Annotated in this window: 22 protein-coding genes; 13 read left to right on the top strand and 9 right to left on the bottom strand. The window is 45.0% G+C overall.

The window, feature by feature from the left end; all coding sequences use genetic code 11:
- Positions 1-40 precede the first annotated feature (40 nt).
- From ACN084_RS00445 to ACN084_RS00420, 6 genes are all read left to right on the top strand, one after another.
- Positions 41-151: an ATP-binding cassette domain-containing protein gene (locus ACN084_RS00445; protein ID WP_419101623.1), complete on the top strand. Its 111-nt coding sequence runs from the start codon at positions 41-43 to the stop codon at positions 149-151.
- Positions 152-176: 25 nt separating this feature from the next.
- The gene (locus ACN084_RS00440; protein WP_419105557.1) at positions 177-599 is read left to right on the top strand and encodes an ABC transporter ATP-binding protein; all 423 of its coding nucleotides are present in this window, start codon (positions 177-179) and stop codon (positions 597-599) included.
- 152 nt (positions 600-751) lie between these two features.
- Positions 752-1,564, top strand: a complete 813-nt coding sequence (locus ACN084_RS00435) for a hypothetical protein (RefSeq protein ID WP_419105556.1) — start codon at positions 752-754, stop codon at positions 1,562-1,564.
- 262 nt (positions 1,565-1,826) lie between these two features.
- Positions 1,827-2,927 (top strand): hypothetical protein, encoded by a 1,101-nt coding sequence (locus tag ACN084_RS00430; protein WP_419105555.1) that lies wholly within the window; start codon positions 1,827-1,829, stop codon positions 2,925-2,927.
- 42 nt (positions 2,928-2,969) lie between these two features.
- On the top strand, positions 2,970-4,487 hold the full coding sequence (locus ACN084_RS00425; RefSeq protein WP_419105554.1) for a hypothetical protein: 1,518 nt from the start codon (positions 2,970-2,972) through the stop codon (positions 4,485-4,487).
- A 203-nt stretch (positions 4,488-4,690) separates the two neighbouring features.
- Positions 4,691-5,044, top strand: coding sequence for a zinc ribbon domain-containing protein YjdM (locus ACN084_RS00420; RefSeq protein ID WP_419105553.1), 354 nt, complete (start codon positions 4,691-4,693; stop codon positions 5,042-5,044).
- A 94-nt stretch (positions 5,045-5,138) separates the two neighbouring features.
- Here the strand turns inward: ACN084_RS00420 and ACN084_RS00415 are convergent, their stop codons facing one another.
- Positions 5,139-5,414 (bottom strand): hypothetical protein, encoded by a 276-nt coding sequence (locus tag ACN084_RS00415; protein ID WP_419105552.1) that lies wholly within the window; start codon positions 5,412-5,414, stop codon positions 5,139-5,141.
- Between the two features lie 181 nt (positions 5,415-5,595).
- Here ACN084_RS00415 and ACN084_RS00410 point away from each other — a divergent pair, with 181 nt between their 5' ends.
- Positions 5,596-6,228, top strand: a complete 633-nt coding sequence (locus ACN084_RS00410; RefSeq protein ID WP_419105551.1) for a MarC family protein — start codon at positions 5,596-5,598, stop codon at positions 6,226-6,228.
- Between the two features lie 104 nt (positions 6,229-6,332).
- On the opposite strand, the gene ACN084_RS00405 is transcribed toward ACN084_RS00410, so the two are convergent.
- The gene (locus ACN084_RS00405) at positions 6,333-7,397 is read right to left on the bottom strand and encodes a lipoate--protein ligase family protein (RefSeq protein WP_419105550.1); all 1,065 of its coding nucleotides are present in this window, start codon (positions 7,395-7,397) and stop codon (positions 6,333-6,335) included.
- 210 nt (positions 7,398-7,607) lie between these two features.
- On the opposite strand from ACN084_RS00405, the gene tpx reads away from it, so the two are divergent.
- Positions 7,608-8,108: a thiol peroxidase gene (tpx, locus tag ACN084_RS00400; protein WP_419105549.1), complete on the top strand. Its 501-nt coding sequence runs from the start codon at positions 7,608-7,610 to the stop codon at positions 8,106-8,108.
- Positions 8,109-8,202: 94 nt separating this feature from the next.
- Here tpx and ACN084_RS00395 read toward each other — a convergent pair whose 3' ends face one another.
- Together ACN084_RS00395 and ACN084_RS00390 are read right to left on the bottom strand one after the other, a co-directional pair.
- On the bottom strand, positions 8,203-8,532 hold the full coding sequence (locus tag ACN084_RS00395; protein WP_419101615.1) for an AzlD domain-containing protein: 330 nt from the start codon (positions 8,530-8,532) through the stop codon (positions 8,203-8,205).
- Positions 8,525-9,301 carry an AzlC family ABC transporter permease gene (locus tag ACN084_RS00390; protein WP_419105548.1) on the bottom strand — a complete coding sequence of 259 codons (777 nt, stop codon included), beginning with the start codon at positions 9,299-9,301 and terminating at the stop codon, positions 8,525-8,527. The genes ACN084_RS00395 and ACN084_RS00390 overlap by 8 nt, the downstream gene beginning before the upstream one ends.
- Before the next feature lie 109 nt (positions 9,302-9,410).
- Between ACN084_RS00390 and ACN084_RS00385 the strand changes: the two genes are divergently transcribed.
- On the top strand, positions 9,411-9,884 hold the full coding sequence (locus ACN084_RS00385) for an OsmC family protein (protein ID WP_419105547.1): 474 nt from the start codon (positions 9,411-9,413) through the stop codon (positions 9,882-9,884).
- 241 nt (positions 9,885-10,125) lie between these two features.
- The gene (locus ACN084_RS00380) at positions 10,126-11,604 is read left to right on the top strand and encodes an amino acid permease (protein WP_419102840.1); all 1,479 of its coding nucleotides are present in this window, start codon (positions 10,126-10,128) and stop codon (positions 11,602-11,604) included.
- Between the two features lie 66 nt (positions 11,605-11,670).
- Here ACN084_RS00380 and ACN084_RS00375 read toward each other — a convergent pair whose 3' ends face one another.
- Both ACN084_RS00375 and ACN084_RS00370 read right to left on the bottom strand, forming a co-directional pair.
- The gene (locus tag ACN084_RS00375; RefSeq protein ID WP_419105546.1) at positions 11,671-13,296 is read right to left on the bottom strand and encodes a cation:proton antiporter; all 1,626 of its coding nucleotides are present in this window, start codon (positions 13,294-13,296) and stop codon (positions 11,671-11,673) included.
- Positions 13,297-13,318: 22 nt separating this feature from the next.
- Entirely contained in the window at positions 13,319-14,656 is a 1,338-nt protein-coding gene (locus ACN084_RS00370) for a DUF2252 domain-containing protein (RefSeq protein WP_419105545.1), read from the bottom strand.
- A 227-nt stretch (positions 14,657-14,883) separates the two neighbouring features.
- Here ACN084_RS00370 and ACN084_RS00365 point away from each other — a divergent pair, with 227 nt between their 5' ends.
- Entirely contained in the window at positions 14,884-15,498 is a 615-nt protein-coding gene (locus ACN084_RS00365) for a thymidine kinase (protein ID WP_419101609.1), read from the top strand.
- A gap of 66 nt (positions 15,499-15,564) precedes the next feature.
- On the opposite strand, the gene ACN084_RS00360 is transcribed toward ACN084_RS00365, so the two are convergent.
- Positions 15,565-17,784, bottom strand: coding sequence for an NADP-dependent isocitrate dehydrogenase (locus ACN084_RS00360; protein WP_419105544.1), 2,220 nt, complete (start codon positions 17,782-17,784; stop codon positions 15,565-15,567).
- 155 nt (positions 17,785-17,939) lie between these two features.
- On the opposite strand from ACN084_RS00360, the gene ACN084_RS00355 reads away from it, so the two are divergent.
- Positions 17,940-18,395: an NUDIX hydrolase gene (locus tag ACN084_RS00355; protein WP_419101607.1), complete on the top strand. Its 456-nt coding sequence runs from the start codon at positions 17,940-17,942 to the stop codon at positions 18,393-18,395.
- On the opposite strand, the gene ACN084_RS00350 is transcribed toward ACN084_RS00355, so the two are convergent.
- Positions 18,363-18,800: a hypothetical protein gene (locus ACN084_RS00350; protein ID WP_419105543.1), complete on the bottom strand. Its 438-nt coding sequence runs from the start codon at positions 18,798-18,800 to the stop codon at positions 18,363-18,365. The two genes, ACN084_RS00355 and ACN084_RS00350, sit on opposite strands and share 33 nt — an antisense overlap.
- A gap of 55 nt (positions 18,801-18,855) precedes the next feature.
- Here ACN084_RS00350 and ACN084_RS00345 point away from each other — a divergent pair, with 55 nt between their 5' ends.
- Positions 18,856-19,524: a pyroglutamyl-peptidase I gene (locus ACN084_RS00345; RefSeq protein WP_419105542.1), complete on the top strand. Its 669-nt coding sequence runs from the start codon at positions 18,856-18,858 to the stop codon at positions 19,522-19,524.
- A gap of 129 nt (positions 19,525-19,653) precedes the next feature.
- Here ACN084_RS00345 and pgi read toward each other — a convergent pair whose 3' ends face one another.
- Complete coding sequence (gene pgi / locus ACN084_RS00340; protein ID WP_419105541.1) at positions 19,654-21,333, bottom strand: glucose-6-phosphate isomerase; 1,680 nt, start codon at positions 21,331-21,333, stop codon at positions 19,654-19,656.
- Positions 21,334-21,589: the final 256 nt, after the last annotated feature.

Genomic DNA, 21,589 nt, shown 5'->3' with positions numbered 1-21,589 from the left:
TCCGTCAGTTAGATGGGTTTTGGTGTAGAGGTTCCTTCTTGTGAGTGTATTGCTCTTTTTGGGTCCTAGTGGTTGTGCGAAAACAACGGTGTTGCGTCTGATTGCAGGACTTGAAAAACCAGATTCTGGGGTTATCAGGATGGAGGGGTAGGGTGCTCTCTGATACGAGGTGTTTTGTGGAGGCTGAGCATCGTAATATTGGCATGATTTTTCAGGATTATGCGTTGTTTCCTCATATGACGGTTGAGAAAAATATTGCTTATGGTTTGATAGGTGTCCCTCGTTCAGAGCGTAAAGAGCGTGTTGATGAGGTGTTGCAGTTAGTTGGTATAGGCGGCTACCAGAATCGTTATCCTTATCAGTTATCTGGCGGGCAGCAGCAACGTGTTGCTGTGGCCAGGGCATTAGCGCCGAAACCTGAGGTGCTTTTGTTGGATGAGCCGTTTTCTCATCTAGATACTCATTTGAGGCAGAACGTGAGAGAAGAGATTAAATTGCTTTTGCAGGCTGCGAAAGTGACTTCGGTGTTGGTAACTCATGATTATGACGATGCTGAAACTTTAGCTGACAATATTGTTCAGATGAAAACAGTACGATAGCTTTTAGTCGTTGGGGTATTGCTGATGCGCTGTGGGTGAGTATACGTCGTATACCTTCTGCTTTCCCACGTAGTATTTAGTAAAACACTGAAAATTTTATAACTTATGTTAGGCTTTCCTAAGTTCTGTAAAATGAGTTGAGAAGAGCCTCAATGCTTTCTGTTTTAGACTTTTTAGTCCATGAAAACATGGTGATTTTAGCCTTTGCTGTGCTTGTTCCCCTTGTTGTCTTATTACGCCGTTCTATCCGCGCTCACGCTGTTCTGTATTACCTGGTAATTACAGTGTTCACGTTTATTGTTTCTGGTTTGTGGATTCATTGGTCACTAACCGATAGCTACCCCGTAGATGAGTGGTGGTGGCCTTTTATGAATCAGATGAAGCGTGGCTCGGTTGGCTTCGTGTTCTTCACTATCGTGATGTTCCAGGGTGTTATTAAGCCGTGGAATAAAGTTACGAGAGAGCTATACGCGATTCGTGGAGAAATTTCCATTTTTGCGTGTATTACGTCGTTCTGCCATCTTCTACTCTACGGTTTGAGCTGGATCATTGATCACGGCGATGCCGAAGTTCCGTATGACATTCTCTTCTGGACATCACTCCTCCTGCTTATTGTTGGTATTCCACTATTCATCACTTCTTTCAAGAAGATTCGTTTTTCAATGAAGGCTGCTAACTGGCAGAAGCTCCATAAGGCATCGTATTTCTTCTACTTCTTGTTGTACGCAAATGTGATTTTTGTGTTTATTCGACGATTCCTTGTGTTCTCTGACCGGTTGTATGAGCCGGAAAACTTGCCGTGGCTGATTGACACGTATGTTTCTCTCGTCATTTACACTGCCCTCTTTGTGACATATACGGTGCTACGTATTCGTACGGATAGAAATAAGCGTGAGCGCGCTCGTGTACGTGAGCTTAAACGTAAAGCACACGAAGAAGGCCGCGTGCTTGAAGCTATTAGCTAGGGTGTTCGTATCATCTTAGAAGAGTTTTCTCTACCATATCGATGGTGGGCTGGGCTTTGATCAGAATTGGTCAAAGCCCCAATTTTTGTTTGGCGTCAACTTGTTATCACTAAAGAGCGTTCCTGCTTCTGTTGTTTTTGCCTGCGTAATCTTATGTATTTTTATGATGTAGTTCTGTTCTAAATCTTTCATATTACAGTTTTCTTTGTATCCTTGTAATGAAGAGAGCTTTCTGTTTGATAGTCATTTGAGGAGTAGAAATATGCTTTTACAGGAGCTAAAGAGTATGTGCAGGGAAGTTGTGGATCCTCATACTCGTTCTTTGGTGAGAGAGATTATTCAATGTTACGAGATTGAGGCTTATACTGCAGGTTTAGAGTTACTGCGGGTAGCAATCCTGACCGATATTATGAATAAACAGTTAGTACTCTGGAGAGTAGAACAGTCTCGCGATGACAAAAAGATGCCTTATGAAAATCTTTTATATCAGTATTTAAGCAAAAAAGAAGAAGAGGATCCAAATAAAAAAGGAAAAGAGAACGTTACAGACCCATTGTCTAATGAAAAAGATCTTATTATGGGTAAATCTAAAAGTGTCGTTGATTATCCTTTTAGTAAATCATCAATTATAGATTTTAAACCTACTTTCACATACCCCAGTATATTTTCTAAAGTATGTGAAAGTGGGTGTAAAAATAAAATACAAAAGATTCTTAAAAATATTGAAATACACTTAAATAGTGATGATTCTATAAAATGTATCTTTGTAAAATTATTATCAGATAGTGTAAAAATATTATTTTCTTATAATTTGCTTGAAGAAGATTTTCGAAAAAGTATTGTGAAGTCTGTTGATGGTAAAGATTGGCCGGGGGCTGAGGTGTTTGGTCAAGAACTTGAATCGCTATTGAATAAATCTCCTGATTGTAGGTATTGTTACCAAAAAGACATAGTTTATTATGTGGTTTCTTCCAGTGCCTCTGGATCTCTTGTTAGACATGATCTTACTAATGATTTTAAATCAAATCAAGAACAAACTAAGAAAAATATTTTTATCCGGTCGACAGAAATCATTAAATATTTAAAAAGCAAAGGATACGAGAAAATGTATCTACAGGAATTTGAACGCGCTGTTTCAGGCTGGATAAATGTTTCGGACCCAGAAAAAGGTTGTATAGATGGGTATTTTCATGATGAGAAAGTGTTGGATCATATATCAAATATCTATGGTCCTTCTTTGTTGATCGAAAAGTGCAATAAAGTATTGGAGAGTACATCTAAGGAGTCTAAAAAAGAGAGAATTAGGAAAAGTTTAGATTATCTGGAGCAAAAATATTATAATTCGCCTAAAGAAGACATTTAATTATTTTATAAATTTTATATGTGTTTTAGATAGGAGTAAGTTTTGAAAGACTTAGAATCTATAATTTATGGAACTCATAATGAGGAAACTCGAAAATTGGTGCGTGAAGTTGTTGAGTGTTATCAGGTTGGTGCTTATCGAGCTAGCTTGGTTTCTCTGTGGGTTGCAGTGATACTTGATATAAAAAATAAGCTTAATGAGTTAAAATTTCAAGAAAGTTCGAAGAGTGAACCTGGAAATCCTCCTGATAAAGAGGACAAACTTGTTGAACTAGCTCTCGAAAATAAAATAATCTCAAAATATGAATGTGCTGAATTGCAGCGAATCAAGAATGATAGAAATTTTTGTGCTCATCTTGGAATTACTGATGAATATAGTGCGTCGTTATTTGTTCCGGAGCAGGAAAAAGTTCGAGCTCATTTGGTCGCCGCAGATCGCATATTGTTCTCTCAGCCCCCTCTAAGTGGGCGTATTGTTTTGTATAGTTTTGGTAAACAGCTAGACTCAGGTGGGCTTGATAAATACTCTGATAGGGAATTTTATAGCGAGTATTTTGAGGGTAAACCTGATTCACTTAAATATCAGATAATTAGGAAGCTGTGTCAAAAAATTATCGACACTTCTCCAGAGGAAACATCTTCTAATGGTATGCACAAAAAGCTTAAATTCTGTATAACGGAGGAAGGTGAAATAAGTCAAGAAAAATTATGGGAGCACCTTTTTTCCGATGAAGATAATTCGCTAAATGCGCTTAGTAATACTAACTTGTTAGATTTTGTTAGTTTATTCAGTGGGTGTAAATCATTGTGGAAGACTTTAGATTATAATGATAAAGGTCTGCTCGTTAATCGTATCTCTTCCGTAATAAGAGAGCGCTTTAGAGATCCTTTGAATAATTCTTCTAATGTTGATTGTCGTTATTTTTTTGATTGTCTTTATTTAGAAAGTGTTGAAGAGGAAAATTCTCTTTTGAGTGTTGTCAAAAGATATCTAGAAGAGTGTGAAAATGTACGCCAAGATATTAAAAAATATGTTATCGATAATGACAAAAAGTGTATTAGTGATAACTTGGTGATATTTATGTTCAAGATTTTTGATGAAGAAGCTTCTACAGATAATCTAGATTTAGATAGTATGATTCGATTTATTCAAGGGATCGTGGGTATGGAGAAAGTCTCTGACTGTATCAAACATGATGCTTTATCTAGATTATTGAAATCTTTTAAAGATGTTAATAATTACGATGATGCTGGGATAATATGGAAGTCCTTGGAAGAGTTTGGTAATCGTTTTAAGGTAGAAGATGTTAAAAAGCTTGAAGAAGCAGTTAAAAGAGAAGAAGATACTCACGGAAACCAGATACTTGGAACCCGCCAATCGTGTACATCAGCTCGAAAAATCTACAATTCAGGGGAGAAAACAGCTGAATGGTGTGAAGCATGGCTGTCATTTACGAAAACTGCTTCTGAAGATTGTAAACAGGACGGCATTTATTTTGTGAATAGTGGCCGTGCTGAAGAATTTGAGAAATTCAACGAAGCTATTAAAGCTGACCTGTGAAATCCTGCTAGAAAACGTAGAAGAGGCGGGGGGGGGGATAGTGTCTAAAGGCTAGGCAATAAAATAGAAAACTTCTAGTGTGGAGATACTATGTGGGGGCTTTGACCGAACTGGTCGAAGCCCCCACATGCGTTATAACGTACTGTTTTGGAATCTATGGGATAATGGGGCGAACACAGATTAACGAATGACAGGAGACAGTCATGTCCGCTGCACCCGCATGCCCAGAGTGCACCGAAGAATATAGCTACGAGCAAGGCACCCTATGGGTCTGCCCCATGTGTGGACACGAGTGGTCTGCCGAAGAAAGCACCGAAGATACCGCCGAACAGGCTGCTAAAATTCTTGACGCTGTTGGTAACGAACTTTCAGATGGTGACGCTGTGACCATTGTTAAAGGTCTCAAAGTCAAAGGTGGTGCCGATATTAAAAGCGGCACGAAAGTCAAGAGTATCCGTCTTCTTGAAAGCCCTGTGAACGGTCACGATATTGAGGCAAAAGTTCCAGGCGCAGGGCAGATGTACCTCAAATCTCAGTTCGTCAAAAAATCAAACTAGAATTTTTCTAGAACTCCGATAAAAATGACGGTAGTGAAGCAACCCCACAATAAAAAGGGGCGCTTTACTACCGTCATCTTTATATCTTCAGTGTTTAAGGAATGCAGTTTTCCTGAAAACGGCGATAGAGAGCAACCCCTAGCCATGGTGTCAGAAGAGCCAATATAAAAACGATTCCCATCGTATTAAAGATGCTCACTGTCGTATGAGCTTCAGTCTGCTGTGCAACAAAACCCTCGTTGAGAGCTTGCACGATAGAATAATCTACTGTCTGGGTAGTTACTTCAGCTGCCTGAGATGGTGTCAAAAATGTTGCGAACAATGTTAGGAAAAGAACAATAATCCCTAACGTCCTTTTCTGAGCGTTCATCATATTCCCCTAAAAATATGGATGAGTATTCTGTTATATTCCCTACCCTCTAGGATAAAAGAAAAGCTCCGGAAACGGAATACTCATGCTCAAATGAGGTGCGTAGAGTTACTTCTTGACGGTAGCTCATGAACGGTATAATAAGCGGTGCTAAAGAAGATTTAATCGACAGAAAAACACTATGCTTGCTCAATTCATGACCATCTTTATGGCATTTTTTGCCATCATGAACCCACTGTCAAATTTGCCAGTGTTCATTAGCCTCGTTCAAGGAGACGACACTAAAACACGTAATTCGGTGGCGGCCCGTTCACTACTTTTTGCTTTCTCTATTGTCGTGGTGTTTTCACTTTCTGGAAAACTCATCTTTGAAGAATTCGGTATCGGGTTGCCCGCTCTACGGATTGTTGGAGGCATACTCGTCTTCCTGATCGGCTACCATATGCTACAAGGGAACCATTCTTCTTTTGCTCACCCAAGCCAATCTGATCAGGAAGCGAGCAAAGAGCAGCTACTATCTGTTGCAATATCGCCCCTTGGTATGCCGCTACTTGCTGGACCTGGAACTATTGCCACTGCAATGAACTATTCTGCTCAAGGCAATTCATCCGATATCCCCATCACCTTGGCTGCTTTTGGGGTCTTGTGCGTGGTGACGTATCTTTGCTTCCGCTACGGTAGCGGTATCGTAAAATTTTTAGGTCAAAATGGCCTGAATATTATGACCCGTTTAATGGGTCTCCTACTAGGCGTTATCGGAATGCAGATGCTCATTGCTGGCATGCTTGGCGCTTTCCCAGGGCTTGCACACTAACCTTAAGACTTTCTTTTAACACACTTCTCTGGGGCGGTAACCTTCTTTACAAGGTTGCCGCCCCAGAGCCTTTACCCCTATGACAGGGCAGTGCTTGGACACTTTTAGGGCACTCGATATGTCCACTCGTGCGTACCGTATTTTTCATCAACAAGTTTTTGCGCCTGTTCGAGTTCTTGGGGAGTTAGCTCACTTACCGTAGCGCCATAACGAGCTGAAAAGACTGCCTTCATCGTCTGAATGATTTCTTCACGAGTAGCGCCTGTCTGCCGGCGTAGTGGGTCTACACGTTTCTTTGCCGAACGTACACCCTTATCAGAGATTTTTGCTTTACCGATACGCAAGACCTCAAGCATTTTATCGGCGTCAATATCGTAGCTCATCGTGACATGGTGAAGAACGATACCGTAGCTTCGTTTCTGGGCTGCTCCACCAATCTTTCCGGCATCAGAGGTGATGTCATTAATAGGCTGATACCAAGCGTTTACGCCATGCTCCGCTAACGCCTGAAGCACCCACTGATCAAGAAACTCATACGACTCTTCATATGAAAGACCTGCTACAAGAGATTCTGGTGCGTAAATGGAGTAGGTGATGCAGTTTCCACCTTCCATAAACATGGCACCGCCACCGGTTGCACGACGTACTACCTGCACATGATGTTCTTTGATGCCTTCGGGGTGCAACTCATTCTGATATGACTGAAATGCACCAATGACGGTTGCGCAATCATCCCAATGCCAAAAACGTAGGGTCGGTTTGCGTCGCCCTTGTCGAACTTCTTCGAGAAGATACTCGTCTAAAGCAACGTTAAGCGGAGTGGGAAGAACACCTGGGTCAATTATTTCCCATTCAAAGTCAGAAAAAATCTTTGCTTCTGCTAAAGCTCGACGCACCGCAAAGGCAATGTCCTGACAGCTCACCCCATGCATCTGAGTCGTTGGGTGTGACTCAAGCGCTTTTTCAAGACGTCGAACAATATCTTCAACGCCTGCCCGTACAGGCATTCCTACAAGAGCAGGGGAGAGAGCAAGGAACGCTTCATCTGGTTCAACAAAGAAATCTCCTGATATTTGTGCTTCAGTTACTTCTGCACCGTCAGCGCAAAGGTCTGCAACGACGAGTTTTCCACCAGGTACTTTATGTTCATAGTGATAAGTTTTGCTCATACTTCTAGCTTAGAGAGCTTTGACTCTCTTAGGTAGACCTAAGTTAATTTAAGACGTACTCCTCTAGATAAGCTGTACAACTCTTATAGTCTTCTGGCAAGAAGAACAACATCCGTTAGAGGTACACCTCTTCAGAAAAATATGACGCTTTGAGAGATACTTTCGCCATTTTCCTTGCTGTTTCTCAGGCAAGTGATAAAGAATAGAGTCATGGCAGAAACAAAACTAAAAGGTAATACCGTCCACACCGTTGGTGAACTTCCCGCAGCTGGTGCACACGCGCCAGCATTCTCTGTTGTTGGTGCAGATCTTTCTGAGGTAACCAACGCAGACTTTGAAGGTAAGAACATCGTTCTGAATATTTTCCCTTCCGTTGATACTGGCGTATGCGCTCAGTCTGTACGCACATTCAACAAAGAAGTTGCGTCCTTAGAAAACACCGTTGTTGTGTGTGTTTCTAAGGACCTCCCTTTCGCACTAGGTCGCTTCTGCGGCGCTGAAGGTATCGAGAACGTTGTCACTGCTTCAGACTTCCGCTCCACCTTCGGGCAAGATTACGGTGTTCTTCTTGAAGACGGACCACTAGCTGGCTTACTCGCTCGTTCTGTTGTCGTATTAGACGCGCAGGGCGTGGTCTTGCACTCTCAGCTTGTGGAAGAAATCCACGACGAACCTAACTATGAAGCAGCGCTTGCTGTCCTCAAAGCATAAGAATAAATCACCTCGTTTTTAACACGTATGGGGTGGTTGTACAGATGCTCTGTACAACCACCCCATGGTGTTTAACCTCTTAGTTCTTGAACCTTTAGACGAAAACAATGTTTGCGAGCAAGACGCATACGACCGTTCCGCTGACGAGAGAAGCCACCATGTGTTGAGTGCTCAGATGCACCACGATTGTGACAACAGCACCTAAAAGATAGGGGATAACGTTCTCAGGAGAAGAATAATCAAGATGATAAAGCGCATAAATTGCTAAAAGAATCATTGCACCTGAGGGAATCCAACGGCTTAAGTTTTCAATCAGGGGAGAATCTTCTAACGCATTTTTAACGGCAAAAGGAACTGCTCGTAGAACAAAAGTGACGGCGCTGGCAACTGCTACAGCAAGAAGCATATATTCGACGTTAGGCATGATGTTGAGCCTTCTTCTCTGCAAATTCGAGAGCAAAATATCGCAAAATTAGTAAGAAAACATACAACAAAAGAGCAACTGTGAGCATGGACTGTGGGAAAAACACCATCGCAACCACCCCAGAGAATACTGCTAGCACGGCACAGATATTATCGTGTGTAGCCCGATAAGAATCTAACGCCAAAATAATAAAGAGCGCCGTCATCACAAAATCAACACCTTTAATGTGGGAGAGGAAACTCGCCCCGATAACAGCACCCATAGCGCTGCCTGCCGTCCAACACACATGAAGCATTGCTTGCATCCATAAAATGCTAGATGAACGTAGTTTTGTCGCATCTTTTCCTGCTGTCAGTGCAAAGATTTCGTCGGTGAGAGCATAGATAGAGTATGTTTTTGCAAGTTTTCCTTTGACCTGATGCAGCGGAAAAGATAGACCATAGATAAGATGTCGTGCGTTGACGAGAAAAGTGTTGGCTGCAATAGAAAGTAGTGGTGTGTGCGAGGCAATCATTCCTACTAACAAGAATTCAACAGAACCTGCAAACACAAAGAAAGAAATAACGGGAGCAAGCCACCATGGAAGATGTAAAGAGGTGAGGAGGATTCCTAGCCCCATACCCATAAAGACAAAACCACCCCATATAACGCCGGTGAGCCTAAACGCTTCATGAAATCCGCTTTCGTGAGGGAATGTTTGCTGATACGTTCCATGGATTGGTGGGGCGTCATCCTTCGGTGTTTGAGATGGCGTTGTGCTATCGGACATATAGATATCTTAGAAAAGTTCTCACGAAACTGGAATAGAATACGACAAGCTAATGTTGTATTCGTTAGGACATTCTAAACTATATATCTTTCCCAGTGAGGGGATAAAAATGAGTGAACAAGAAAATACTAAAACTGATATTCCTACTCGTGAGATGGACCCAAACTATCGTAGTGTGCAGGTTGAACGCTTAGGGGTTTCTCACTACCGTGCAATCAATGCGCAGGGTGCAACACTTGAGTTCGGACGAGGGGAGGGGCTACTTAGCCCCGTGGACTTGCTATTAGCTGCTATTGCCGGATGTGCGTCCATTGATGTTGATGTGGTGACTTCTCGACACACCGAACCAGAGGTTTTTAAAGTTACTCCTTCTGCTGTGCGTATTGAAGAGAATGGTGCGGTTCGTCTTGGCGATGTTCAGGTAGCTTTTGACCTTGCTTTTCCCGAAGACCAAGGTGGTAAGAAAGCTGCTTCCTTGGTTGAACGACTTTTGCAGTTATCTCATGAGAAAGATTGTACGGTGTCTCGTACCATTGAACATGAGACTTCGGTGAAATTTCTGCGCACAGATACTCAATTATAAGTGGTGTCTTAGCCTTTAGCGGTTGGGTGAAGAACCGGCAATGTGTACACATTGCCGGTTCTTTTTTGTGGTGTGTGAAAGCTTTTTTATGGTTTTCTATGGGTTTCGTGCTGAGGATTACGCAAATATACCCCTGTTTTTAAAGACCATAACTGGTAATCTGAAAAATAACTTAAGGTACATAAGATTTTCTTATGTACCTTTGATGTACATTTCCCCTCACAACGTTAAAGGCAAAACTATGTCCGAAACCAAACACGAGTTGCCCACCTCAGAAAAACAACTCAAACGTGGCCTACAAAGCCGCCACATGCAAATGATCGCCATCGGCGGCGCTATCGGAACCGGACTATTCGTAGCCTCCGGCGAAACCATCGCCACCGCAGGCCCCGGCGGCGCTATCGTCGCCTACTCACTTATCGGACTCATGGTATTGCTCCTCATGCAATCTCTCGGCGAAATGTCCGCACACCTACCAGTACCAGGCTCTTTCCAAACCTACGCCGCACGCTTCGTCTCACCATCTTTCGGCTTCGCAATGGGATGGAACTACTGGTTCAACTGGGCCATCACCGTCGCAGCAGAACTCGTCGCAGCCGGTATCGTCATGAACTTCTGGCTACCAGGAGTACCAGGATGGGTCTGGGCAGCAACCTTCCTCATCCTACTAACCGCCCTTAACGCACTCTCCTCCCGAGCTTACGGAGAAGGGGAATTCTGGTTAGCAACCATCAAAGTCATTACCGTCATCGTCTTCCTCATTGCCGGCGTTGCCATGATTTTCGGAATTATCGGAGGGACCTCCCCAGGATTCCATAACTGGACAAACGGAGAAGCACCCTTCGTCGGCGGATGGCTCTCCATCATCTCCATCTTCATGGTCGCAGGATTCTCCTTCCAAGGCACCGAGATGGTTGGCGTCGCAGCAGGAGAAGCAGAGAACCCCAGCCGAGACGTTCCCAAAGCCATTAAATCTGTTTTTTGGCGTATCATGCTGTTCTACATCGGCGCGATTATCGTCATCGGATTCCTCATCTCCTACACCGACCCAAACCTCCTACGTACTGACGCAACAGACATCGCATACTCACCATTCACCCTCGTCTTCGAACGTACCGGCATTGCCTTTGCTGCAGGACTCATGAACGCTGTAATCCTCACCGCTGTTCTCTCCGCCGGCAATTCAGGACTCTACGTCTCCTCACGCATGCTCTACGCACTTGCCATCGAGAAAAAAGCCCCTCAAATCTTCGCAAAGGTCAACAGCCGCGGCGTACCAATGCCCGCTCTGCTAGCCACCGCCGCCGTTGGAATCTTCGGTTTTCTCACCGCTATTATCGGTGAAGGCTCCGCCTACACCTGGCTTATTAACATCTCAGGCCTCTCCGGATTCATTTGCTGGGTCGGTATTGCTATCAGCCACTACCGTTTCCGCCGTGCCTACATTGCACAAGGAAAAGACCTCGCCGACCTTCCCTACACCGCCCCGCTGTTCCCGCTAGGTCCTATCGTCGCTTTCGTCATGTGCGTTATCGTTATCCTCGGACAAAACTACCAAGCAGTATTTAACGGACAGCTCCTTGAAGTAACCAGCGCATATATCGGTTTGCCAATCTTTATTGCCGTCTGGCTCATCCACAAAATGGTCACTAAATCTACCATGATTCCGCTAGAAGATGTCGACGTATCCGGCCTACGCGTAGACAAAAGAAAACACTAATACCCTCTAAAATAGAGAAAAGTCCTGGACAGCATTTGCTGACCAGGACTTTTCTATTATCTCAAACTAGCTCTCTGAAGATGCTGTTGTGATAGAACCCGTACGCGGGTGGAACTTCTCAATAAAAGACTTATAACCAGCTTCTGCAAGAGTAGAACCTGCACCGTCATAAAGATTCACCACAGTATCAGCCCCCAACTCTTTAAGCTCTTTAATCTCATCAGCATATTGAGACACCGCCACAAAAGCACAATGAGAGTGAGCCTCAATCGCATGACGCATCGCATCAACGTTCGTACCATGAACCGGCATCGCAAGAATCACAAGATGTACCTGTGGGTTATCCGTAACGCGTTCCCAAAACTTCTCATCGGTTGCATCAGCCTCAATCACGTTATAGCCCTGCTCTGCAAGGGCACTCACTCGAGGCTCCGATGTATCAACCCCAGCAACTGGCAATTGATAGTTCTGAACTAAATCATCGTAGGTCGCACGACCAATCTTGCCCATACCAAAAATAACAGCTTGAACATCACCCAACTCAACGGGGCGCTCTTCAGGATGGCGTCGATGAACAGGCACCGGCGGAACCAATGCCGCAAGACGAGACGGCAACGAAGAACCACGCATATTTAATATAGTTCCGAGAACAAAACTCAACGATACTGCTAACGAGAAAGTGACGGTCCAGGAAGAATCAAGCAAACCAGCACTAGTGCTCATCGCAATCACAATAATGCAGAACTCACTAAAATTAGTCAGCGTCAACGACGTCAACACCGAAGTACGAGGAGAAAGACCCGCCCACCGCAAAATTGCTGTATATGCCACGGTGTTGATAGGGAGCAAGAATAACAGCAAGAACGCAAATAATGACTGGCTCAACGACGGTACACCGGCAAGTCCGGTGGAGACAAAGAAACCAACAAGCATGAGCTCTTTCAACGAGAACAGAATACGTGAAAGCTCATTAGACTTCGGGTGAGAGGCAACCAGCATACCCATCACAAGAGCACCTAAATCACCTTTGACACCAACCATGTCAAAAAGCCAATAACCTGGAACAAAAGCAAGAACAATGCCATACAGAACGAGCAACTCACCATGCCCCATCTGCGCAAGACCTTTTTTGAAAAGCCACGAAGCAGGAACTAAGAAAACTAGTCCTAAAGCCCACCACGTCGGTGAATGCTCACCAGAAACAGCCACAAATAATACTGCAAAAAGATCCTGAACAACGAGGATACCTAATGCCGTGCGCCCATATAAAGAACGCGTTTCAGAACGTTCTTCAAGAGTCTTTGCAACAAGGACTGTAGAGCTAAAAGAGAGCGCAAAACCTAAAATAGCTGCTTGCTCTAGAGGGATTACTTCATGAACACCTAACCCTAGAGCGGTCAGAAAAAGAATAAAAGATGCCCCACACACCGTGGTAATGACAAGATGAACAGCGCTAGTGAGCCAAACTTCAGTTCTAAAAAGTAAACGAGGGTCTAGCTTCAAACCAATCGTGAAGAGCATGAGAGTCACACCCAGATCACCAAGTTTCGAGATGGCCTCTACTGGTTCGTACCCTAGAATGTTCAGAATAATTCCGCTCAATAAAAAACCGAGCATCGGGGGAAGTCTTAGGAATTTAGCTCCTACTCCACAAAGGACAGGAAGAACAAGGTAGGGAACAAAATCGCTCATGGGCGGCTCCTTATATTAGGGGTTAGAGTGCATATTGAATAGGTAATTTTCCGTCCTCAACTGCGCTGTGCAAACGGTGAAAATCTTGGGTGCAAATCTGTGCATAGGAATGGGCGAAACGCCCCATATGCACATCAAATATTTTATCGGCCTCACAATATACCGCGATATCGTCAATATGGCGTGACTGCGCATGTGCTCGCGCCAGAAGCGATGCGCACACCTTCGCTGTCTGTTTAAGACCTTCAGCGTCTAATGCAGAAATATTGATAGAGCCCTTCATATCTCTGAACTGACGCACATAATAATCGGTGGTTGTTCCTTGTCGAGTCGGAACATCAGTAATCCACCCGAGGAACGCATCTGACTGTGATTGCATTACTCGCTGTCCGGCGACAACACGGAAGCCATTACCCATAGGGCGGTCAGGAAAGCCTAGAGATTCCGAAGTCTGCTCAATTTTTCCGTAAGTGTGCAACACCGTATCTTGTGCTTCTTTCACTTGAATGAAGAGGGGATTACCAAGCTGGTCTTGAAGAAGTGTGATGAAGCAACGTGTTCCAACAGAACCAACACCTACAACGCGAAGAACGTGGTCTTTCATACGGAAGTTTCTGAGCAGATAACGGATATCTGGGCGAGCAGAATAAAGGTACTGTTGCCATAACTCGCGCATGGACTCAAGGCTCATCTCATCGGTGTGTAAGGTGAGTGGTGGCTGATCAACAATGCGGATATTGCCGTGGTCATCTGTGACAGTGAATTTATGAAGCGCCTGCTCTGAATTACGGTTACGTGCTTTGCGCTCAAATTTATTAAAGATTGGTTGATATTCTTCTTTAATCAGTTCTTCAAGATTATCGGTGTTAACACGCTCATAGTATCGGTCTAATGCGCTTTGCTGATTCATCCGCAAAATGGTTCGTCGATAATATTTAGAAGTTTTTTCAGCGAGAGTTGTTGCTGTTTGTTCGTTTTCGCCGTTGTCTATAGCTGCTAGGTACACTGATGTTGCTAATCTTTTGAGGTCCCATTCGAAGGGGCCTCGACCTGCTTCATCAAAATCGTTGAGGTCAAAGAGCAAATTACGTTCGGGAGAAGCGAAATACCCGAAATTTCCAATATGTGCGTCTCCACAGATTAAGGGGAAAACCCCCGAATTGGGGCGGGTTGCCAAATCTGCCGCCATAGGTCCTGCCGTGCCACGATAATACGCAAAAGGAGACTCCGACATACGTCCAATGCGTACCGGAACAAGCTCTGGTAAACGGGACTTGTTCTGCTCCATAATAATGTCTAGAGGGTCAGTCTCTCTAGCAGGGGGTGCCAACAACGCTTCAACGTCGCTAGTAGAAATCATCTGAACACCTCTAGTCTGTTCTTTTAGCTCGGGATTACGGACAGCTCACATATAAGTATAGTTGCCCTCGGCTCATCTTGGTGTGGTGTCGTAGGTGCTTGCTGTATAGTCTCCGGCGAAGAACAGCATTGAGCTTATATACCAACGGTCTAAGAGGCTGGGGCTTTGATGCGTTCAAATACCCGTTAGAATAAGTGAGGCATAATTCTAAAAGAACGAGAGATGAGATGGCAAAGCTATATTTTCGCTACGGTGCAATGAACTCTGGAAAATCTACTGCACTATTGCAAGCTGCCTATAACTACGAAGAACGAGGACAGAAAGTTCTCCTAGCCAAACCACAAGTTGATACTAAAGGCGACCAAAAAATTCTCTCTCGTTTAGGTGTTAGCCGTGAAGTAGATTTTCTTATCGGAATGGAAGCAAACGTACGAGAACTCTTTACACAAACATGTTTAAAAACAGCAGATAACGGAGTGTCGCTTCCTATCTCTTGTCTCTTAGTAGACGAAGCGCAATTTCTGACCAGCACACAAGTTGACGATTTAATGCGGATTGCTGTGCTCGATGATATTCCGGTCATGTGCTACGGAATCCGTACAGATTTTCAAACAAAAGCATTTTCTGGCTCAGCACGATTATTAGAGATAGCGCATACTCTTGAAGAGCTTAAGACTATTTGTCGTTGCGGACGCAAAGCACTCTTCAACGGCCGTACCGTTGATGGAAAGTTTATTTTTTCTGGATCTCAAGTCGCTATTGATGGTGTGCACGTCGGGTATGAATCCTTATGTGCAAAATGCTATTTAGAAGAATCCCAGAACGTTTTATTGCCAGAATAAAGAAGAAACCGTTGCTACCTCGCATATATGGTGGTAGCAACGGTTTCTTGTATCAACAAAGAGCTTTTACATCAGGGTCTCAAGAACCTGATTGAACGTCGTCGAAGGACGCATGATAGTCTCTGCCTGCGACGAACGTGGACGATAATACCCACCTAGCTCAACAGAATGACCTTGTACTTGGAGAAGTTCCTCAACAATGGTGTCTTCATGCTGTTCTAGTTGTTGAGCAACAGGGGCAAAAATTTCTGCCAACTGTGTATCTTGCTGTTGCTGGGCAAGTTCTTGAGCCCAGAACAACGCCAGATAGAAGTGAGAACCACGGTTATCAAGTTCTCCTACACGACGTGATGGAGACTTATTCTCGGTCAGGAACGTTCCTGTTGCACGATCCAAAGTATCGGCAAGCACCTGAGCTTGAGCGTTACCGGTTGTTTTTGCCAGGTGTTCTAAAGATGCTGCCAACGCCAAGAACTCACCGAGAGAATCCCACCGTAGATGGTTCTCTTCTATGACCTGCTGAACATGCTTGGGAGCGGAACCACCGGCACCTGTCTCAAAGAGCCCACCGCCATTAATGAGTGGGACAATGGAGAGCATTTTTGCGCTGGTACCTAGCTCAAGGATAGGGAAGAGGTCCGTTAAATAGTCACGTAGAACGTTTCCTGTGACGGATATGGTGTCTTTCCCTTGACGAATACGATCCAGAGAAAATTGTGTTGCCTCTTGAGGAGACAGAATGTGAATCTCAAGACCTTCAGTATCGTGCTCTTTGAGATAGTGACGTACTTTTTGGGCTAGTGCACGGTCATGGGAGCGAGAATCGTCGAGCCAGAATACTGCAGGGGTCTGAGAACCACGTGCACGAGTAACCGCTAACTTGACCCAGTCTTGAACAGGGATGTCTTTGGTTTGGCATCCGCGCCAAATATCACCAGCATGAACATGATGTTCCATGAGCGTTTCGCCCGCAGAATTGACGATACGCACAGTACCCTCTGACCCAATTTCAAAGGTTTTATCGTGCGAACCGTATTCTTCGGCTTTTTGCGCCATGAGCCCAACGTTAGGTACGGTTCCCATAGTTGTGGGGTCAAGTGCGCCGTTTTTCTTGCAATCATCGATAACGACTTGATATACACCCGCGTAAGAAGAATCTGGTAGAACAGCAAGAGTGTCTTGCTCTTCTCCTCGGGCGTTCCACATGTGCCCAGATGAACGAATCATCGCAGGCATTGAAGCGTCAACAATAACGTCTGAAGGAACATGCAGGTTGGTAATTCCTCGATCAGAATTGACCATCGCTAGGTCGGGGCCTTCAGCCAATCGGCGAGTAATCATACGCATGATGTCTTCGCGGGTTTGTTCAGGTAATTGTCCGACACCGTCAAAAATAGCGCCTAAGCCATTATTTCCGTTGAGTCCAAGGCCTTTGAGTTCTTCTCCATACTTTTCAAAAAGTTCAGCAAAGAATGCTCGAACAACGTATCCGAAAATAATGGGGTCAGAGACCTTCATCATCGTCGCTTTGAGATGTACAGAGAAAAGAACATGATCTTTTTGAGCTTGTTCAATACTTTCTGCAAGGAACTTTCGAAGTGCTGTGACGTCCATGTACGTTCCATCGATAATTTCTCCTGCACGCACAGGAAGAGATTCTTTGAGAACAGTCACTTGACCTTCAGTATCGACGTGTTCGATACGCAGTGTGTCTTCTGCTTCCATAACGATAGACTGCTCATGGTCTCGGAAATCTCCAGCGCTCATTGTGGCAACTGAAGTTGCTGAATCTTGAGACCATGCTCCCATACGATGCGGATTTTTTCGTGCATAGTTTTTGACCGATAGTGGTGCACGGCGGTCAGAATTTCCTTCACGGAGAACAGGGTTTACTGCTGATCCTTTGACCTTGTCATACCGTGCTCGTATGTCGGCGTCTTCTGGGGTCTGTACTTCTTCGGGATAATCGGGAATATCGTATCCCTGAGATTGAAGCTCTTGGATAGCTGCTTTGAGCTGAGGCAATGATGCTGAGATATTAGGGAGCTTGATGATATTTGCTTCAGGGGTTTGTGCGAGTTCACCTAACTCGGTGAGCGCATCATCGACGCGCTGCTCTGGGGTGAGCCGTTCTGGGAATTGTGCAAGGATGCGTCCAGACAACGAGATGTCTCGCGTTTCGATGTTGATACCTGCTTGACGAGTATAGGCTTCAACAATGGGCTTGAAGGAGTAGGTCGCTAGAAGCGGTGCTTCGTCGGTGTGGGTGTAGATAATTTTGGACATGGGTTTCGTCTCCCGTGTGTGTTGTATACGGTTGTGCTGTATACAACAATACTCTAATGTGTCCTCTAGCACAGAGAACTAAGCGTGTATATGACTTTATCTCTTGAGAAAAAGCCATATCAGCTACCCAATCGTTACGAGATATGCTAAGACTTATGACTTTTCCTCCACCTATTTACGTGAGTGCCGTCATCTTGATGAACCAGAACGGCGAAGTGTTAACAGTCCGCAAAAACGGAACCACCGGTTTTATGCTCCCTGGAGGAAAACCTGAACCTCACGAGAGCCCGGCACAAACTGCTCGCCGAGAAGTCTTTGAAGAGCTAGGTATCAACTGCGCAGAAGAAGACCTCACCTATTGTGGAACCTTCGAAGCTGAGGCTCTGAACGAACCTGGACGTACCGTAAGAGCAAAAGTTTTTCGATACCTGCCAATTATGTCGAGTGTCCCAGAGTCATCTTTCTTATTGAGAGCAGAAATTGTCCAAGCTCAATGGGTGAACCCTGCAGACACACACTTAGAACATCAAGCACCCCTAAATACCGCTCATATCTTTCCGGCTCTGGTTGCTCAAGAGCTACACTCTGCCATTGAAAAACCGTCTGAGTAAAGAAAACGTTGGCATAATGTGGATGATAAACCACGCTGGCGCACAATAAATCATCAGCATGTAGAGCACCCGAAAAAATGAGCTGACAACATCTGCCATTACCTGAGTATGCATCCACGCGGTTAACATAAAAATTCCTAGCGTCGTACAACAAGACCACGCCATGCCCCACACGAACTCAGAGGTACTTGCTTGCCCCTCCCTCAGACTAAAGAAACGATAAAATCGAGTGACTGCTTGTACTGCAGAACAATGAGTTAAAGGCTGTGCTGGGGTTCGTTGTTCGCTATGCTGTTCTTCTTCATATGCGTTGCCATCAAGTAAAAGCGCTTCAGGAGTATCTTGTTCTAGCGTTTGATGATGTATGAGGTGATGGTCTGTGCGGGAAGAATGATGTTTGCGCATATAGACAGTCTAGGGGATAGGGGCTTTGATAAGACCTTTGCCAAGGGAGGAAACCATGAAAATACTTGTAACATACTTTGGGGCATTCCCCGGAGTTCTTGTCAACCCCACCGAACTAGTCGCACAGAATCTCCAACGACGCTACAAACACCGGTCCTATGGTGAACAGATACAGTGCGTTATTCGTGAGTTACCGGTAAGCTTTGCGAGGAGCTCTCAGCAACTGATACAAATACTCGATGAAGAAAATCCCGACATCATTATCAGCTTAGGGGTTGCTGTTGGTCGTTCTCGTATCAGTATTGAGCACGTGGCTATTAACTATGATGAGGCTCGTATTCCCGATAATGACGGAGACCAGCGCCGACATCAACATATTCGACCTGAAGGCGATACCGCTTATTTCGCAAGACTTCCCGTACCTTCTCTGATTGCTAGAATGCAAGAACTGTCATTGCCTGTTGAAGTATCGTATAGTGCCGGCACATACGTGTGTAACCACGTGATGTACGAACTATTGCACCATTATGCCCATACTCCAGATATTTATGCTGGTTTTATTCATATACCAGCATTGACGGATATAAGCTCTCAAGAATTCAGCGCTTCAGCAGAAACTGGGGGAGTAGAAGGAACAACGACCCTTCCAACCCTTGATAAAACACTGGTGGTAGACACTCTTGAAACGATACTTGATGAGCTGGTGCAATATCAGAAACGCTAAAATCCGTCAGCTGATTCAATGGCGAAAAGATGATCGGCTGTTAGCTGAGCAATAAAATAGAGGGGTGGGGTGAACACACTGTGCGGTGTGTTCACCCCACCCCTCTATAAGGAATATCTTGCCCTTTACTTAGGCTGTACGATTCTTGAGATAGAACTGAATGAGACCTTGAGTTGAAGAATCCTGTTGTGCAAGAACGTCGCTATCTCCACCAACAGCTGGAGCAAGTTGTAACGCAAGTTCTTTACCTAGCTCAACACCCCACTGGTCGAAGGAGTCAATACCCCATACAACGCCTTGAACAAAGGTGATGTGCTCATAGAGAGCGATGAGCTGTCCAAGGACAGAAGGGGTTAGACGTGAAGCCATGATAGAGGTCGTCGGGCGGTTGCCTGTAAAGACGCGGGCAGGAACAATTTCTTCTGCCGTTCCTTCTGCGCGAACCTCTTCTGCCGTTTTACCAAATGCCAGCGCTTTAGTCTGTGCGAAGAAGTTTGCAAGGAACAGTTCGTGAACGTCTTGCTCACCGTCACGGGTTGGGTGAATGGGGTTTGCAAAAGCAATAAAATCTGCGGGGATAATTCGAGTGCCCTGGTGGATGAGCTGGTAGAAGGCGTGTTGCCCATTAGTGCCTGGTTCTCCCCAGAAAACCTCGCCGGTGTTGTAGATAACTGGCTGGCCATCTGCTGTGACACCTTTACCGTTAGATTCCATGGTGAGCTGTTGTAGGTATGCAGGAAAACGGTGCAAGTACTGGTCATAGGGGAGTACTGCGTGGGTTTCTGCTCCCAAGAAGTTAACGTTCCAGATGTTGAGCAATCCCATAAGTGCAGGAACGTTCTGAGATAGTTCAGCGGTGCGGAAATGCTCATCAACAGCATGGAAACCGGCAAGAAATTCTTCAAAGACCTGCGGTCCAAGGACGATGGCAAGACACGTTCCAATAGCAGAATCTACGGAGTAACGTCCTCCCACCCAGCTCCAGAATCCAAAGGCATTTTCGGGATCGATGCCGAAGGCTTCCACCTTGTCGAGAGCGGTGGAAACTGCTACGAAGTGGCGTGCTACGGCTTCGCGGTTTTCTTTTCCATCTAGCGCTCCGGTTGCTGCTAGTTTTTCAAGTAACCATTCACGGCATACGCGTGCGTTGGTGAGCGTCTCGAGTGTTCCAAAAGTTTTGGAAGCGACAATGAACAACGTGGTTTCAGGGTCGAGGTCGCTGACGGTCTCTGCGGCATCGGTGGGGTCAATGTTTGAGATGAAACGTGCTTCTAGACCCTTTTGCGCATAAGACTTGAGGGCCTCATAGACCATGACGGGGCCAAGATCTGAACCGCCAATACCGATGTTGACGATAGTTTTAATAGGTTTCCCTGTGATGCCAACCCATTCTCCAGAGCGTACGCGCTCTGCGAAAGCATAAACTTTAGCGAGAACGTCGTGTACGTCTTGGTCAATGTTCTGTTCATCGACGATGAGTTCTGGTGTTGTTCCTTGTGGGCGACGTAGAGCGGTGTGTAATACGGCGCGGTCTTCGGTGATATTGATGTGCTCGCCTGCAAACATCGCGTCGCGGCGTCGCTCTAGCTGTACTTGCTGGGCTAGTTCTGTAAGCAGTTCGAGAGTCTGTTCGTTGATGAGGTTTTTGGAGAGGTCTACGTGAAGGTCTGCCACCGTGAAGCTGAGTTTCTCTGCTCGTTGTGGGTCTTGTTCAAACCATCCGCGGAGGTTAGGCGTGAGCTCTTGGCAGTGACGCGTGAGGGCTTCCCACGCTGCGGTTTGAGTGGGATTTACGATGTTATTAGTCATAATTCTTATTTTCCTCTCTTGTGGGTGCTCTGCCTAGTTTTCAAGGAAGAAAAACTCATTTAGTGATAGGGGACATAAATTTGACGGGTGCTTCGAGAAAAAATAATGAGCCTACTTAATAAATCATAAGCAATCTGATGATTTAGTGGATATTGTTCAATATTTTCGATATGCTGGACAAGCTAACCCTGTCCATACAGGGTTTTTTATTGACGAAAACATACACAGTTCGTAACCAGAGATATAAGGCAATAAC

The organism is Rothia sp. P7208 (assembly GCF_048512915.1).
GTDB lineage: Bacteria > Actinomycetota > Actinomycetes > Actinomycetales > Micrococcaceae > Rothia.
This window is presented reverse-complemented; position numbering and strand designations above follow the sequence as displayed.

Excerpts from the sequence above, each read along its gene's own strand:
- ACN084_RS00435 (WP_419105556.1), top strand. The coding sequence starts at position 752 with ATGCTTTCTGTTTTAGACTTTTTAGTCCATGAAAACATGGTGATTTTA.
- ACN084_RS00430 (WP_419105555.1), top strand. The coding sequence starts at position 1,827 with ATGCTTTTACAGGAGCTAAAGAGTATGTGCAGGGAAGTTGTGGATCCT.
- ACN084_RS00420 (WP_419105553.1), top strand. The coding sequence starts at position 4,691 with ATGTCCGCTGCACCCGCATGCCCAGAGTGCACCGAAGAATATAGCTAC.
- ACN084_RS00415 (WP_419105552.1), bottom strand. The coding sequence starts at position 5,414 with ATGAACGCTCAGAAAAGGACGTTAGGGATTATTGTTCTTTTCCTAACA.
- ACN084_RS00410 (WP_419105551.1), top strand. The coding sequence starts at position 5,596 with ATGCTTGCTCAATTCATGACCATCTTTATGGCATTTTTTGCCATCATG.
- ACN084_RS00405 (WP_419105550.1), bottom strand. The coding sequence starts at position 7,397 with ATGAGCAAAACTTATCACTATGAACATAAAGTACCTGGTGGAAAACTC.
- tpx (WP_419105549.1), top strand. The coding sequence starts at position 7,608 with ATGGCAGAAACAAAACTAAAAGGTAATACCGTCCACACCGTTGGTGAA.
- ACN084_RS00395 (WP_419101615.1), bottom strand. The coding sequence starts at position 8,532 with ATGCCTAACGTCGAATATATGCTTCTTGCTGTAGCAGTTGCCAGCGCC.
- ACN084_RS00390 (WP_419105548.1), bottom strand. The coding sequence starts at position 9,301 with ATGTCCGATAGCACAACGCCATCTCAAACACCGAAGGATGACGCCCCA.
- ACN084_RS00385 (WP_419105547.1), top strand. The coding sequence starts at position 9,411 with ATGAGTGAACAAGAAAATACTAAAACTGATATTCCTACTCGTGAGATG.
- ACN084_RS00380 (WP_419102840.1), top strand. The coding sequence starts at position 10,126 with ATGTCCGAAACCAAACACGAGTTGCCCACCTCAGAAAAACAACTCAAA.
- ACN084_RS00375 (WP_419105546.1), bottom strand. The coding sequence starts at position 13,296 with ATGAGCGATTTTGTTCCCTACCTTGTTCTTCCTGTCCTTTGTGGAGTA.
- ACN084_RS00370 (WP_419105545.1), bottom strand. The coding sequence starts at position 14,656 with ATGATTTCTACTAGCGACGTTGAAGCGTTGTTGGCACCCCCTGCTAGA.
- ACN084_RS00365 (WP_419101609.1), top strand. The coding sequence starts at position 14,884 with ATGGCAAAGCTATATTTTCGCTACGGTGCAATGAACTCTGGAAAATCT.
- ACN084_RS00360 (WP_419105544.1), bottom strand. The coding sequence starts at position 17,784 with ATGTCCAAAATTATCTACACCCACACCGACGAAGCACCGCTTCTAGCG.
- ACN084_RS00355 (WP_419101607.1), top strand. The coding sequence starts at position 17,940 with ATGACTTTTCCTCCACCTATTTACGTGAGTGCCGTCATCTTGATGAAC.
- ACN084_RS00350 (WP_419105543.1), bottom strand. The coding sequence starts at position 18,800 with ATGCGCAAACATCATTCTTCCCGCACAGACCATCACCTCATACATCAT.
- ACN084_RS00345 (WP_419105542.1), top strand. The coding sequence starts at position 18,856 with ATGAAAATACTTGTAACATACTTTGGGGCATTCCCCGGAGTTCTTGTC.
- pgi (WP_419105541.1), bottom strand. The coding sequence starts at position 21,333 with ATGACTAATAACATCGTAAATCCCACTCAAACCGCAGCGTGGGAAGCC.